Here is a 14,116-nt window from a genome sequence, read left to right on the forward strand (position 1 = left end):
CATTTTTCACTCTCCTCGCTCCTTACCCACACCAGAACACTCATGTTTTGGCTACATCTTTACTTTTGCCTTCTTCGAGAGGATTTATAACCGGCAGCTTTAGAAAATGATTGGATAAATTGATAAAAGAAAAAGACGATTTTATGGGTATATACGCCGTCTTTTACACAACATAAAAAAGGCAGCTGATGATTCAGCTACCCTGTTGTTTTGACATCATTTGCTTGGTGCAATAGTTCTTTTGCGTGCTGTTTTGTCAGCTCTGTGACTTCCACACCGGCAATCATCCGGCCAATTTCACTCACTTTTTCTTCATGACTTAATGGTTTGACACTCGTCAGTGTTCTGCCCGCTTTTGAGCGTTTCGAAATGAAGAGATGTGTGTCAGCCATTGCGGCTACTTGAGGCAGATGTGTAATGCAGAGCACTTGTGATCCAGATGCTACTTTGTAAATTTTTTCAGCAATGGCTTGTGCGACTCTGCCGCTGACGCCTGTATCAACTTCATCGAAGATAATGGATGTGACGTCTTGTTTGGCTGAGAAAATACTCTTCACAGCGAGCATGACACGTGAAATTTCTCCACCTGAGGCTACTTTCGATAAAGATTTCATCGGTTCGCCTGTATTTGTAGAAATGACAAATTGTGCTTGGTCGATTCCATTTTTCCCGAGCTGGACAGGTTTTCCGTCTAATAGCGGACAATCGGTGCTTCCAAAAGGCGCGTATCGAATAGAAAAAGCTGTGTCAAATGAAGACTTCTCCATATACAAATCCTTGAGCTCCGTTTGGATTTGCTTCGCTAGCTTTTTGGCCCATTTTTTACGCAGCTCCGAAACGTTAAGTGCTTCCAGCAGGGCATCACGGCTCATCGCATCCAGTTTATTCTTGAGCGTCTGCAGATGGCTGTCTCGATTTTGAATTTGATCTATTTCTTCTTCAATCTTCGCTGCATACTCCAAAATTTCCTCAACGGTTGAGCCGTATTTTCGTTTTAACTGCTTCATTTCATTCAGCCTGGATTCAATAAAATCAAGACGAGCCGGATCAAATTCTAATTGATCCAGCATGCTTCGCATTTGGAAAGTTGAATCCTCTAATAAGTAGTAGGAATTCGATACTTGTTCAGATAGCTTTTTCAAATCATCATTGATCTCAGACACTTGCTCAAGCTCGCTTGAGGACATGCCAACCCAATCTAGTCCTCCTTGCTCATTACGCAAAGCGTTATACGCGTTTTGGAGTGAGGAATAGATTTTCTCGTAGTTGCTGATTTGATGACGCTCTTCCTGAAGCCGCTCATCTTCTCCCGGCTCTAACTGCGCTGCCTCAATCTCCTCTAGCTGAAATTGCAGTAAATCTAAGCGGTGCACCATTTCCTGCTCATTCTCGGACAGCTGCCTGAGCTTTTGAGCCGTCTTCATATATTGATCATATGCTTCTTGATACTGCAAGAGAGCTGGTGCAATTTCTTCTGCTCCAAATTGATCGAGCAAATGCAGATGATTTTCATCTTCCATAAGCAGCTGGTTATCGTGCTGACCATGTATATCAAGCAAAAGCCGTCCTACTTCACGTAAAAGTGAGATGGTGACAAGCTTTCCATTAATCCGGCAAATGCTTTTCCCGCTGTTGTTAATATCACGGCGGAGGATCATCATTTCATCTGATGCGTCAATTCCTTGCTCTTCGCATAGAGCAAATACAGGATGATCGGCTGGTACAAGAAAAAGCCCTTCCAGCTCTGCTTTTTTTTCACCGTAGCGGACAAATTCAGAGGATCCTCTTCCTCCCACGAGAAGTGAGACAGCATCAATCATGATGGATTTTCCGGCACCTGTTTCCCCTGTTAGGACCGTGAGTCCTTTTTCAAATGAAACCGTTAACTCTTCAATGATTGCAAAGTTTTTAATGGTTAGTTCTGCTAACACTCATTTGACACCTCTTTTAGTAAACCTGATTCTTTATAGAAGCTCTAAAATTTTGCTCGAAACTGTCTCTGTATCATCTGGAGTGCGGCAAATGATTAAAATGGTATCATCTCCGCAAATCGTTCCCATAATTTCTTCCCAATCTAAATTATCCATTAAAGCACCGATCGCCTGAGCATTACCCGGCATTGTTTTCAGAACAATTAAATGACTGGCAGCATCCATTTTAATAAATGCATCCATTAGGGATCGTTTCAGCTTTGACAGCGGGTTAAACCGCTGATCCGCAGGAAGACTGTATTTATATGTTCCATTATTCGTCGGAACTTTCACTAAATGTAATTCTTTAATATCTCTAGAAACGGTCGCTTGTGTGATATTATATCCATCGGCTTTCAAAATATCGACCAATTCATCTTGTGTTTCGATCTCTTGGCTTGCAATGATTTCTCTAATTTTAATATGCCTTTGACCTTTATTCATATTTGACCCCCCTAGGCGTTTTATTCTCAGTTTGTCTTTACGTTCTATGTTATATGATGCACACTTCAAAAAACAAGCATTACGTGAGATCCAGCCGATTCTCGTCTTTTGACCATGTAAAAAGGAATAATAGCGAGTTATTATTCCTTTCAGCGTGTAGACAAACCCTCGCATTCGGTGTCAGTCCTGCGCGCTGGTGCTCACGAATGTCAAATTCGCTCCGCTCCAGTGCTCGAACTTCCTAGACTTCAAAGGTTTTCTATCACGCTGAAAAGAAGACAAAGGGCTAAAATAAAGATCATTTTAACCCTTTGTCAACAATCTGAAAAGGAATAATAGCGAGCTATTATTCCTTTTGTATCAATCATCTCATGTGTCAGCCGGCTCAGGGCTGCTTTTCTTTTCTTTCAATACAGAATGGGCTTCCTTCACGACCTTCTCAAGTTCTGAAACCGGAAGCGCCGTATTCTCCTCTTGATCAGGATGAAGCACTAAATGAAGCAGAAATTCAATATTTCCGTCTCCACCAGTGATAGGCGAAAATGAAACATCGTTTACATCATAGCCTTCTTTAGCAGCAAATTGATTCATTTCTTCTAGTACACCGAGGTGGACAGACGGCTCGCGCACGATGCCTTTTTTCCCAACAAGCTCTCTGCCCGCTTCAAATTGAGGCTTGACGAGTGCAATACAGTCACCACCCGGAACAAGAATATGCTTTAAAGCTGGCAGAATGAGTTTAAGTGAAATAAAAGATACATCAATTGAAGCCACTTCTGGCAATCCTTCAGTAAAATCAGCTGGGACGGAATGGCGGAAATTGGTGCGCTCCATGACGATCACCCTGTCATCCTGCCTTAATTTCCACGCAAGCTGATTGTAGCCAACATCTACAGCATATGATTTGACCGCTCCATTTTGAAGAGCACAATCCGTAAATCCGCCTGTAGATGAGCCAATATCAATCAGCAATTTCCCTTCAACTGTCAGGTCAAATTCTTTGAGCGCTTTTTCGAGCTTTAACCCGCCTCGGCTTACGTATTTGAGAGGATTCCCCTTCACTGTGAGCGGAGTATCACGAGCAATTTTCTCTCCTGGTTTATCCAAACGGTTTTCATTTGAGTAAACGATTCCTGCCATGATGGCACGCTTTGCTTTCTCTCTTGTTTCCATTAGTCCTTGTTCGACTAATAAAACGTCAAGTCGTTCTTTCTTTGATGTCATGATCCAATTCCTTTTCTTGGTGCTGCGGGAAGCAGGCCACGTAAAGTCTCAGCAACCTGTGCTTTCGTCAGACCAATTTCTTCAAGCAGGGCATCAACACTTCCATGCTCAATAAATTGATCTGGGATACCCATCCGTTCTACTTTGATATGTGATGCTTTCTTGTCGTGTACATATTCTAATACACTGCTGCCAAACCCGCCTTGGAGCACAGCTTCTTCAATCGTTAAAATCGGAATCCCTTCAGAAAGAATGTCATTTAGCATCGCTTCATCAAGCGGCTTAATAAACCGAGCGTTGACGACACGAATTGATTTTCCTTCTTTTTGAAGTTCCTCAGCTGCTTGCAGTGCCATTTTAATCGTCGTTCCGAATGTTAAGATGACGGCATCCTTCCCTGGACGAAGAACCTCCCAAGACCCAATCGGAATGGTTTTCAGCTGTTCATCCATTTTCACGCCCAACCCATTTCCACGCGGGAAACGCATGGCAATAGGACCGTCATCATACTGAATGGCTGTATTGACCATGTGCTGACCTTCATTTTCATCCTTCGGCATCATGAGCACCATATTCGGCATATGACGCATGAAGGCAATATCAAACACACCTTGATGCGTTTCTCCATCTGCACCAACAAGACCCGCACGGTCAATCCCGATAAATACATTGAGGTTCTGGCGGCAAATATCATGCAGCACTTGATCATAGGCTCTTTGCAGGAACGTAGAATAAATCGCTAAAAATGGCTTCATATCCTGCGTCGCAAGCCCAGCTGCCATTGTGGCTGCATGCTGCTCAGCAATTCCTACATCAAACATTCGCTCTGGAAATTCCTTTGCAAAGCCTTCAAGTTTTGAGCCAACAGGCATCGCAGGCGTGATGGCCACAATTCGCTCATCTTTACGCGCAAGCTTTCTGACTGTTTCACTGACAAGACCACTCCATGACGGGGCAGCTGCTGCTGGTTTTACAAAGTCACCTGTATCAATTTTGTATGGACCTGTACCATGCCAAGTCCCAATTTTATCGGATTCTGCCGGCTGATAGCCTTTTCCTTTTTTCGTGATGACATGTAGCAAGACAGGACCTTTTGTTTTCTTTGCATATTCAAGGTTTTCAAAAAGATCTTCATAAGAATGTCCATCGACAGGACCTAAGTAAGTGAATCCCATTTCCTCAAAGAACATGCCAGACACAAGTAAATACTTGAGGCTGTCTTTAATACGCTCTGCTGTGGCAGCAAGCTTTCCGCCTACAGCTGGGATCCGCTTGAATAAATATTCGAGCTCGTCCTTTACCCATTGGTATTTGCCTGCTGTGCGCAGTCTGCCAAGCATTGTGTGAATCGCGCCGACGTTTGGTGCAATACTCATTTCATTATCGTTTAAGATGACGATCATATCTTTCTTTTCATCACCGATATGATTCAGAGCTTCCAGCGCCATACCTCCGGTTAATGCACCATCTCCGATAATCGGCAGGATATATTCATCTGTTCCTTTAATATCACGCGCCGCCGCCATACCCATCGCGCCAGATAATGACGTTGAGCTGTGACCTGTTTCCCATACATCATGCTCGCTTTCGTTTCGTTTAGGAAATCCGCAAAGTCCTTTATATTGACGAAGCGTATCAAACTCCGCCCCTCTCCCAGTTAACAGCTTGTGAACATAAGACTGATGTCCAACATCCCAAAGGAATTTGTCTTTCGGGCTGTCAAATACTTTATGAAGGGCAACCGTAAGTTCAACGACACCCAGGTTCGGACCGATATGCCCTCCAGAGTTAGCCAAGGACTCAATTAAAAACATGCGAATGTCAGCACTAAGCTCCTCTAATTCTGCTATTGACATTCCTTTTAGAAACGTTGGATTTTTTATTGATAAAAGATCCAATCAGGATCAACTCGCTTTCAACAAAATTTCTATCTACATATATAATGCCTTATTCCTATGAAAACCAAGCGGGAATAAGAGTTGTCTCATCATGATAAACTGTTTACAGTTTACCACAATTGCTCGAAGACCCTCAAATCTAGGCTGTTTTTAATGATCTCTTGAGGCGATCAGATCACATAACTCATGCAGCAATTGCTGCTCTATTTCAAGATTTGAGACAATTTCTTTTGCACGTGTGATGTGCTCGTGCAGTTTTTCTTTTGCTCCTGAAAGCGTTAATAAAGAAGGATATGTCGACTTTTCATTCGCTGTATCAGAGCCGACCCGTTTTCCTATTTTTTCTTCGCTTCCTTCGAGATCTAAAATGTCATCACGGATTTGAAAAGCAATACCGATATGATAGCTGAATTCTCTTAGTTTTTCGATTTCGTCATCTGATGCACCTGCCAGCATGGCACCTGCTGTGACGCTGAATGTGAGAAGCTTTCCTGTTTTCCGGGCGTGAATGGATTCTAGTTCTGCAAGCGGGACTTGTTTTTGCTCTGCTTCCATGTCATCAAATTGCCCGCCAACCATGCCTAGCGCACCTGCTGACTTCACAAGTTCATCTACGATTTTGAGTTTTTGGTCAGGAGAGACGCTGCTAGATAGCTGAGATGTAATCAGACGGAAGCTTTCTGTTAAAAGAGCATCGCCAGCGAGAACCGCTGTTGCTTCCCCGTATACTTTATGGTTGGTCGGCTTTCCTCTGCGAAGGTCATCATCGTCCATGCAAGGAAGGTCGTCGTGTATCAATGAATACGTATGAATCATCTCTACAGCACAGCCAACCGGTATGCCATCTTCTTCTTTTTTGCCGTAGGCATGTAATAAAGCAAGAACGAGAACAGGACGAAGTCTTTTCCCTCCAGCTTTAAGAGAGTAAAGCATCGAAGATTTGAGGTCTTCTGGAATCTTCAATTCCTGAACATATGTAAATAAATAATCTTCAATGGCCTGTTTTCGTGTTGTTAAAAAATCCTGCAAATTACTTGTCACCAGCATCTGCCTCCTTCACTGAGAAAGGAGCCAGCTCACCGTCCTCTTTTAAAATGAAATCCATCTGCTTTTCAACGTGCTGTAATTTTTCATGACAAAGCTTTGAAAGTGTCATGCCTTCTTGGAAATAATGAATGGCTTGCTCAAGTGGTACATCTCCTTCTTCGAGCTTCCCAACGATCTCCTCAAGACCTTTCATCGCTTCTTCAAATGTCATTTGTTCTTCTTTTTGTTTATTTGATTCTGTCATGATGATTGCCCCTCCTTCTCAATAACCTCACAAATCAGACGTCCATCCTTCATGGTGATAGCCAGCTGATCCTTCGTATCGACTTGGTTCACACTTTTAATCAGTTCATCGTCTTTATAGGCTAAACTGTAGCCTCTTTCCATCACTTGAAGTGGATTTAATGCATTTAGTTTACCAAGAACAGATTGGAACTGCGAATGAATTGTTTTCATTTGCACATTCATGCTTCGGATGAGCTGTTCTGTTTCATTGGCATAGCGTTTTTTCGCTTGAAGCAGCTGCTCTTTTGGATGAAGCGGCTTCAACCTGTATGTCTGGCGGTCTAGTTGACTGCGTTTTTGTTCAATTTGTCTCGTCAGCTGTTTTTGAAAACGGTCAAAGACCAAATCGAATTGCTGCTCTTTTTGCTCCTGCAATCGTTTTGGAAAACGGAAAGCATAAGAGGATTGCAGCGCCACAAGACGGTCTTTCGCTTGTGATGTTCGATTCTTCACGGCCCTTGTCAGCCGAATGTCGATGGATTTGATTCGTTCTATTAAATCGGCTGTGCTTGGAACAGCGAGCTCGGCTGCTCCTGTTGGTGTGGGTGCTCTCATGTCTGCAGTAAAATCACTGATTGTAAAGTCCGTTTCGTGCCCTACTGCAGAAATGATTGGAATGTCTGATGCGAAGATTGCTCTTGCGACAGCTTCTTCATTAAAGGCCCAAAGTTCTTCGATCGAACCGCCTCCTCTTCCGACAATCAAGACATCACAGAGCTGTTTTTCATTTGCTTCCTTGATCCTCTCTACGATTGAACGAGTGGCATTTTCACCTTGGACAAGCGCCGGAAGCACAATGATTTTCGCCTGCTGATAGCGCCGGTTAATCGTTGTAATGACATCCCGGACAGCCGCTCCTGTTGGGGATGTAATGACACCAACAACCTCTGGATATTCAGGAATTGGTTTTTTATAGCGCGCATCAAATAAGCCTTCACTTGCCAGCTTTTTCTTCAGCTCTTCATAAGCGAGATGAAGAGCACCAACACCATCAGGCTGCATTTCTTTTGCATATAATTGATAGTTGCCGCTTGGTTCATATACTTGAATCCCGCCGCGTACAAACACTTTCATTCCGCTTTTTGGTGAAAAAGGCAGCTTTGCTGCGGAACGCTGGAACATGACAGCTTGCATGCGTGCGTTTTCGTCTTTTAAGGTGAAGTACACATGACCTCTTGAATGAATCTTCACATTGGATAACTCACCTTTGATCCAAATATCTTCTAAATGCGGATCAACATCAAATTTTCTTTTTATGTATTTTGTAAGGGCTGTGACCGTCACAAAGGCTTTTTCACTCATGACGTATTCCTCCTCTTCAAAAACGCACATTCATCCACCGGCATCATGCAGGTGGATGAATGGATAAGCTTATGCTAATGTACGTTTTGCTGATTTAACCGTATTGTGTGCAAGCATCGTAATCGTCATTGGACCGACTCCGCCAGGGACTGGTGTGATGTAAGAAGCTTTTTCTTTTGCTCCTTCAAAATCAACATCCCCAACAAGCTTCCCAGTATCCAAACGATTGACTCCTACATCGATGACAATTGCGCCTTCTTTGATTTGGTCAGCTTTAATAAAGTTTGCTCGACCGACGGCAACAACTAAAATGTCCGCTTTTAACGTGTGTTCTGAAATATTTGCCGTTCTTGAATGGCAGTAAGTAACCGTTGCGTTTTCATTTAACAGCAATTGTCCAACTGGTTTGCCGACAATATTGCTGCGCCCCACAACAACCACTTCTTTTCCAGAAAGATCGACACCCGTTTTGTTCAATAATTCAACAATACCTGCTGGTGTACAAGGAAGGAATGTATCTTCCCCAAGCAGCATTTTCCCGATATTTAATGGATGGAAACCATCTACATCTTTCTCAGGTGAAATACGTTCAATAACGGCTTTTTCAGAAATGTGTTTAGGCAGTGGAAGTTGAACAAGAATCCCGTGGAATTGATCGTTCGCATTGTACTGATCAATCAGCTGAAGCAATTCTTCTTCTGTTAAAGAAGCATCTAAATGATCAAGCTGGAAATGCATGCCCATTGCTTCTGCTGCTTTTTTCTTCCCGCGTACGTAAGAAAGTGAAGCCGGATCATCACCGATTAGAATAACGGCAAGACCAGGTGTGACTCCTTTTTGTTTTAGCTCTTCTACTTCTTTTGCTAATTGTTCACGCTTTTCTTTTGCTGTTTCTTTCCCATCGATGATTGTTGCTGTCATGTCGAATCCTCCTATTGCTGCTTTAGGTCGTTTTTAATGTTCGAAAGTACACCATTTACAAATTTCGGTGCTTTATCATCGCCGAATAATTTGGCAAGTTCAATCGCTTCATTCATTGAGACACTAACTGGGATGTCTTCTTGATACACCATCTCGTACACAGACAGCCTTAAAATGGCTCTGTCTACGTTTGCAATACGATCGAGTTTCCAATTCACTAGATGCTGTGAGATCATGTCATCAAGCTTGTCCTTTTGTTCAAGCACACCGAAAACCAGTTCCTCGAAAAAAGGATCTGATTCTTGTTCATCCAGCGCATGTGTAATGGCCTCTTTCGGATCAATATTGCTCACATCAATTTGAAATAATGTTTGTAACGCCTTTTCTCTTGCAGTTCTTCTTTTCATTATTTACTCCTTTAACCACTTTATCCGCTTGTCGTTAAGCCATACAGAGATCATAACATATTTTGACCGTGGTCGCACCAAGATCCATGCGAGCTGTGACGAAAAACGAATCAATCAACACGTGACGTTATCAATATTCGGAAATCACCCAAAAATGGGCTTTAAAAAACCAAAGAGGCAATGCCTCCTTGGTTTCACTTGAACCCTTCTTTACATTTCTTGATCTACTTCAGCATCAGGTGCTTTTGTATCAAATTGAATGCCAACGACATGAATGTTAATTTCATTAATCGTTAAGGCAGTCATGTTTAAAAGGGTTTGACGGATATTTTCTTGTACAGCAGTGGATACCTTTGGAATGGATAGGCCAAATTCAACCACACAATACACATCGATTGTGATGCCTTCATCAGAGACATCTACTTTTACACCTTTACGGTGATTTTTCTTACCAAAGCGTTCTGCTACATCAGCAGCGAAATTGCCGCGCATTTCGGCAATGCCTTCGACTTCTGAAGCGGCGATCCCAGCAATGACTTCAATCACTTCTGGTGCAATTTGCACTTTTCCCAATTGATCTTCATCAAGGTTCATTTCAAGCAAATTGTTTTCTGACACGATCATTCACCTCCGAAAGCTGTGATTATTTCATGATTTGGTATGTTTCTAAAAACTTCGTATTAAAATTACCACTCACAAATGTTTCATGCTCGAGCAATCTAAGGTGGAATGGAATCGTTGTGTAGACTCCTTCAATGACGAATTCTTGAAGCGCACGTTTCATTTTCGCAATCGCTTCTTCTCTCGTCTTACCATATGTGATCACTTTTGCAATCATGCTGTCATAATATGGCGGAATCACATAGCCCGGATAAGCGGCAGAATCAACACGTACTCCTAAACCGCCTGGCGGAAGATACATTTTAATTTCACCAGCTGAAGGCATGAAGTTTTTCTCTGGGTTCTCTGCATTGATACGGCATTCGATCGCCCAGCCTTCATATACGACATCCTCTTGTGTAAGAGAAAGCTTCTCACCTGATGCAACCTTGATCTGTTCTTTGATCAAGTCTACACCTGTGACCATTTCTGTCACAGGATGCTCTACTTGAATACGAGTATTCATTTCCATGAAGTAGAACTTCTCTTCATTATAATCATAAATGAATTCAACTGTTCCAGCACCTGTATATTCAACAGCTTCTGCTGCTTTTACGGCTGCTTCACCCATTTGCTCACGGATGTCTGCATTCAGTGCTGGTGATGGCGTTTCTTCAAGAAGCTTTTGCATTCTTCTTTGGATCGAGCAGTCACGCTCTCCTAAATGAATCGTATTGCCATGCTGATCTGCAAGCACTTGGATTTCCACATGTCTAAAGTCTTCAATGAACTTTTCTAAATAGACACCAGGGTTCCCAAAGTTTTGCGCCGCTTCCTGCTGCGTGATGGTGACTCCGTTAATAAGCTCTTCTTCTGTACGAGCCACACGGATTCCTTTACCGCCTCCGCCTGCAGTTGCTTTAATAATGACAGGATACCCAATACTAGCTGCTGTTGAAACAGCATCATCAAGATCTTTTACAATTCCTTGAGAACCAGGAACGATCGGGACGCCTGCACTCTTCATTGTTTCTCGCGCGACATCTTTTGTTCCCATTTTGGAAATCGCTGACGCGGTTGGTCCAACAAAGATTACATTACATTCCTCGCAAAGCTCTGCAAAGTCTGCATTTTCTGCTAAAAAGCCGTATCCTGGATGGATGGCATCTGTTCCTGTTAATTTTGCTACGCTGACGATATTCGTGACATTTAAATAACTATCTTTAGAAGCAGTTGGTCCGATGCAATATGCTTCATCAGCCATTTGTACATGCAGCGCATCGCGATCCGCTTCAGAAAATACCGCAACAGTTTCAATTCCAAGCTCTTTACAAGCGCGGATAATTCTAACTGCGATTTCTCCTCTGTTTGCAATTAATAGCTTTTTAATCATGATCGTACTCCTTACTCTGCTTTCACTAGAAAGAGGGGTTGTCCGAATTCTACAAGCTGACCGTTTTCAGCTAATACTTCGACGATTTCACCTTTTACTTCTGCTTCGATTTCATTAAACAGTTTCATCGCTTCAACGATACATACAACTGAATTTTCCTTCACCTTAGAACCTGTTGTCACGTATGGATCTGCTTCTGGTGAAGAGGAAGCATAAAATGTGCCAACCATTGGGGATGTGATTTTATGCAGATTTTCAGACGCAGTTGCCTCTTGTGCAGGGGCTTCAGTCTGAGCTGGAGCTTGTGCTGTAGGAGCTTGTTGAGCTGGAGCTGCTTGGACAGGAGCCACTGGTGCTTGTGCCGCAACTTGCTGAACGACTTCTTTATTTTTCTTCAGTTTGATTTTCGCACCTTCGTTTTCGTACGTAAATTCGTCGATTGTAGAGTCGTCAATTAATTTAATCAGTTCATGAATTTCTTCAATTTTTAACATGGATTTGCACCCCTATGTATGGATTTATCTTTTAATTATAGGCTAGTACTAAAAGTACGTACTATACACATCTTACAGGAGGATTTCAATGAATTCAACTACTATTGTGGCGAAGCGTCTCGCGAAAGCACCTTGGAAGGGGCGTCAAGCCGCATCAAAAAACGCCCTTTTCAGCAAAGGGCGCCAGTTCATTTTTTATTGATTAGTGGGCTCAAAAGTGACAGCTACGTTATCAAGACCTCTCATTTCTTTTGTTACCATATCAATAATATCGGCCGCTTGAGACTTTGATTTTTTATCAGAACGAACCGTGATGCTCACTTTATCTCCTTCAGCACTTACGAGCGCATCTTTATAGCCTTTTGTTTTGATCAAGGTCTCGAGCTGACGCTCAGTTCCTTCTGCTTCACTAAGCGCTGTCATTTGATCGTATGCTTCACTTTTTTCTTGCGCTGTTGCATCGTCACTGGAGACGATTTCGTTGTATTCTTCGCGCTGCTTGCTTCGTTTATCTTCCAGCTCTAGTCTGTATGTTGTAAAAAGCTCATCGTCTGTTTGCTCTGACACAGCCTTTCCTTCTTCACCGCTTGTTTCGATATCCTCTTGTTTGCCGTTTGTTTCTTTGTCAGTGGATTTCTTATCAGCGCCTTTTTCCATTCCTTTGTCCGTTCCTTTTTCTGTTTCAACCTTTTTCTCTTCAGTCCCTTTAGATTTCGTATCTTCTACTGTCACTGCATTTTCACCCTGTGGAGACATGATATAGTACACACTTAATACGACAACTAAACTTAGCATCGTTAATAGCCAAACCGTTTGTTTTTTTAACATCATTCCGAATCCTCCTTGATTTTTTTAGGGGCAACAGCCACTCTATGGCTCGGTACATCAAGCACTCGTGTAACCGCTTCAATGATGGTTTTCTTTATTTGAACGTTGTCTACTCCTTGAGCAACAACGAGGACACCTCGAATTTCTGGTTTTTTCGTTTGCACAACGACTGGTGTTTCTTCATTGCCATTTTTGATGATGACGACTTCTTCTTCTTTTGTTTGATCGGTGACACTTCGTACGCCGCCTTCTTTATCTGTTTCCTCGGTCGTTGTACTTTTATTGGATTTGTTTTTTTCAAACACTTTTAAAGACGTTGCATCTACATTGACCACGATGGATACATCCTCAACGCCGATGATGGTCTCTAAAATTTCTTTCAGCTGGTTTTCGTATTCTTGCTCCACGTCCTCAATTGAATTCTTTGGTTTACCTGAGGATGCCGGTTTGAATACTTCCTGCTCTTCTGAGGATGTTTTTTTAGCAGCAGGAACCGCAGCTTGTTGTTTGCTTGATGGCGGTGACAAGATCTGACTGACTAACATGAAAGATACGCCGATAATGAATACAAGCAGCAAGTAATGGTGCTTCGTTAATTTGGGTTTCCCTTCACCTTTTTCAGGCGGCTGGAAGAATGATTTCAGCTTTTGTTTCCAGTCCTTGTTATTCATGATCTGCTGCGTCACCTCCCTCAATGTTCAGCGCGATGTGCTCAGGACTCGTATTCCAAACATCAGCCAGCGTCTCTTTTACCCTCGTGATCTCTTTGCTAGAAGATTCAGCGCTTTCCTCCTTTTGCCTGGAGAGATCAATGTCCACCTTTGCCACCGTTTCTACAGCATCACCTGTGAGCGGGGAAAGAACTGCTTTGATGCGAAATTGATCCGCCTCCATATTCTGATCCAGATGCTCCTCATCAGCCAGCACTTCTACGTGTTTCATTTCATAGCTCTCCTTCTCCAGTGGCTCCTTTGCGCTTTTTTCTAGTTGGACAGCCATTTGCTTTAAAATATATGCACGCTGAGAGGCTTGTATTTCTTTTTTTTCTAAATTCATCTGATTTTTTATTTCTTCTGACTGCGCTTCTTCCTTCCCTTTCATCAATTCTGAAAAAATTTGGTCAGGATCTGCTCGAAATAAAGCAAAAATCGGATTGAGCATTACGACGATGAGCAGTAGACTGACGACCATTTTTGCATACTTTTGCATGCTCGAATTGGGAAGCAGAAGATCAATGACAATCGCAAATAAGATAAAGAGAATAATACTTGTGATCCATTCCGTGAGAAAGCTCAAAAGGTGT

Annotated in this window: 15 protein-coding genes; all 15 read right to left on the reverse strand. The window is 42.6% G+C overall.

The genetic code is table 11. The features are described 5' to 3' along the window. Positions 1 to 197 precede the first annotated feature (197 nt). The gene (gene recN / locus AOQ70_RS03415) at positions 198 to 1,931 is read right to left on the reverse strand and encodes a DNA repair protein RecN (protein WP_058838022.1); all 1,734 of its coding nucleotides are present in this window, start codon (positions 1,929 to 1,931) and stop codon (positions 198 to 200) included. 33 nt (positions 1,932 to 1,964) lie between these two features. Then, positions 1,965 to 2,414, reverse strand: a complete 450-nt coding sequence (gene ahrC, locus AOQ70_RS03420; protein ID WP_024422938.1) for a transcriptional regulator AhrC/ArgR — start codon at positions 2,412 to 2,414, stop codon at positions 1,965 to 1,967. Positions 2,415 to 2,783: 369 nt separating this feature from the next. After that, positions 2,784 to 3,638, reverse strand: coding sequence for a TlyA family RNA methyltransferase (locus AOQ70_RS03425; RefSeq protein WP_058838031.1), 855 nt, complete (start codon positions 3,636 to 3,638; stop codon positions 2,784 to 2,786). Then, positions 3,635 to 5,536, reverse strand: coding sequence for a 1-deoxy-D-xylulose-5-phosphate synthase (dxs, locus tag AOQ70_RS03430; RefSeq protein WP_059374868.1), 1,902 nt, complete (start codon positions 5,534 to 5,536; stop codon positions 3,635 to 3,637). Before dxs ends, AOQ70_RS03425 begins: the two co-directional genes overlap by 4 nt. A 150-nt stretch (positions 5,537 to 5,686) precedes the next feature. Continuing rightward, on the reverse strand, positions 5,687 to 6,583 hold the full coding sequence (locus AOQ70_RS03435) for a polyprenyl synthetase family protein (RefSeq protein WP_197412135.1): 897 nt from the start codon (positions 6,581 to 6,583) through the stop codon (positions 5,687 to 5,689). After that, on the reverse strand, positions 6,567 to 6,827 hold the full coding sequence (locus AOQ70_RS03440) for an exodeoxyribonuclease VII small subunit (protein ID WP_003215880.1): 261 nt from the start codon (positions 6,825 to 6,827) through the stop codon (positions 6,567 to 6,569). Before AOQ70_RS03440 ends, AOQ70_RS03435 begins: the two co-directional genes overlap by 17 nt. Beyond that, positions 6,824 to 8,170, reverse strand: coding sequence for an exodeoxyribonuclease VII large subunit (gene xseA / locus AOQ70_RS03445; protein WP_059374870.1), 1,347 nt, complete (start codon positions 8,168 to 8,170; stop codon positions 6,824 to 6,826). Before xseA ends, AOQ70_RS03440 begins: the two co-directional genes overlap by 4 nt. A 69-nt stretch (positions 8,171 to 8,239) precedes the next feature. Continuing rightward, positions 8,240 to 9,091: a bifunctional methylenetetrahydrofolate dehydrogenase/methenyltetrahydrofolate cyclohydrolase FolD gene (gene folD, locus AOQ70_RS03450; RefSeq protein WP_039179869.1), complete on the reverse strand. Its 852-nt coding sequence runs from the start codon at positions 9,089 to 9,091 to the stop codon at positions 8,240 to 8,242. Between the two features lie 11 nt (positions 9,092 to 9,102). Beyond that, positions 9,103 to 9,498: a transcription antitermination factor NusB gene (nusB, locus tag AOQ70_RS03455; protein WP_012010530.1), complete on the reverse strand. Its 396-nt coding sequence runs from the start codon at positions 9,496 to 9,498 to the stop codon at positions 9,103 to 9,105. A gap of 210 nt (positions 9,499 to 9,708) precedes the next feature. Next, positions 9,709 to 10,116 carry an Asp23/Gls24 family envelope stress response protein gene (locus tag AOQ70_RS03460; RefSeq protein ID WP_058838028.1) on the reverse strand — a complete coding sequence of 136 codons (408 nt, stop codon included), beginning with the start codon at positions 10,114 to 10,116 and terminating at the stop codon, positions 9,709 to 9,711. A gap of 25 nt (positions 10,117 to 10,141) precedes the next feature. Beyond that, positions 10,142 to 11,491, reverse strand: coding sequence for an acetyl-CoA carboxylase biotin carboxylase subunit (gene accC, locus AOQ70_RS03465; protein ID WP_039179872.1), 1,350 nt, complete (start codon positions 11,489 to 11,491; stop codon positions 10,142 to 10,144). Between the two features lie 11 nt (positions 11,492 to 11,502). Beyond that, positions 11,503 to 11,985, reverse strand: a complete 483-nt coding sequence (gene accB / locus AOQ70_RS03470; RefSeq protein WP_039179875.1) for an acetyl-CoA carboxylase biotin carboxyl carrier protein — start codon at positions 11,983 to 11,985, stop codon at positions 11,503 to 11,505. A 195-nt stretch (positions 11,986 to 12,180) separates the two neighbouring features. Continuing rightward, positions 12,181 to 12,813 carry a SpoIIIAH-like family protein gene (locus AOQ70_RS03475; protein WP_024428006.1) on the reverse strand — a complete coding sequence of 211 codons (633 nt, stop codon included), beginning with the start codon at positions 12,811 to 12,813 and terminating at the stop codon, positions 12,181 to 12,183. After that, a complete protein-coding gene (gene spoIIIAG / locus AOQ70_RS03480; protein WP_039179881.1) occupies positions 12,813 to 13,484 on the reverse strand; it encodes a stage III sporulation protein AG in 672 nt (223 codons plus the stop codon). Before spoIIIAG ends, AOQ70_RS03475 begins: the two co-directional genes overlap by 1 nt. After that, on the reverse strand, positions 13,477 to 14,109 hold the full coding sequence (spoIIIAF, locus tag AOQ70_RS03485) for a stage III sporulation protein AF (protein ID WP_041086144.1): 633 nt from the start codon (positions 14,107 to 14,109) through the stop codon (positions 13,477 to 13,479). The genes spoIIIAG and spoIIIAF overlap by 8 nt, the downstream gene beginning before the upstream one ends. Positions 14,110 to 14,116 lie beyond the last annotated feature (7 nt).

Source organism: Bacillus sp. AM 13(2015), assembly GCF_001518755.1.
In the GTDB taxonomy this organism is placed as follows: domain Bacteria; phylum Bacillota; class Bacilli; order Bacillales; family Bacillaceae; genus Bacillus; species Bacillus safensis.

What these genes read in the sequence shown, in the direction of transcription:
- ahrC (WP_024422938.1), bottom strand. Translation starts at nt 2,414, where the DNA reads ATGAATAAAGGTCAAAGGCATATTAAAATTAGAGAAATCATTGCAAGC.
- AOQ70_RS03425 (WP_058838031.1), bottom strand. Translation starts at nt 3,638, where the DNA reads ATGACATCAAAGAAAGAACGACTTGACGTTTTATTAGTCGAACAAGGA.
- AOQ70_RS03435 (WP_197412135.1), bottom strand. Translation starts at nt 6,583, where the DNA reads ATGCTGGTGACAAGTAATTTGCAGGATTTTTTAACAACACGAAAACAG.
- AOQ70_RS03440 (WP_003215880.1), bottom strand. Translation starts at nt 6,827, where the DNA reads ATGACAGAATCAAATAAACAAAAAGAAGAACAAATGACATTTGAAGAA.
- xseA (WP_059374870.1), bottom strand. Translation starts at nt 8,170, where the DNA reads ATGAGTGAAAAAGCCTTTGTGACGGTCACAGCCCTTACAAAATACATA.
- folD (WP_039179869.1), bottom strand. Translation starts at nt 9,091, where the DNA reads ATGACAGCAACAATCATCGATGGGAAAGAAACAGCAAAAGAAAAGCGT.
- nusB (WP_012010530.1), bottom strand. Translation starts at nt 9,498, where the DNA reads ATGAAAAGAAGAACTGCAAGAGAAAAGGCGTTACAAACATTATTTCAA.
- accC (WP_039179872.1), bottom strand. Translation starts at nt 11,491, where the DNA reads ATGATTAAAAAGCTATTAATTGCAAACAGAGGAGAAATCGCAGTTAGA.
- accB (WP_039179875.1), bottom strand. Translation starts at nt 11,985, where the DNA reads ATGTTAAAAATTGAAGAAATTCATGAACTGATTAAATTAATTGACGAC.
- AOQ70_RS03475 (WP_024428006.1), bottom strand. Translation starts at nt 12,813, where the DNA reads ATGTTAAAAAAACAAACGGTTTGGCTATTAACGATGCTAAGTTTAGTT.
- spoIIIAG (WP_039179881.1), bottom strand. Translation starts at nt 13,484, where the DNA reads ATGAATAACAAGGACTGGAAACAAAAGCTGAAATCATTCTTCCAGCCG.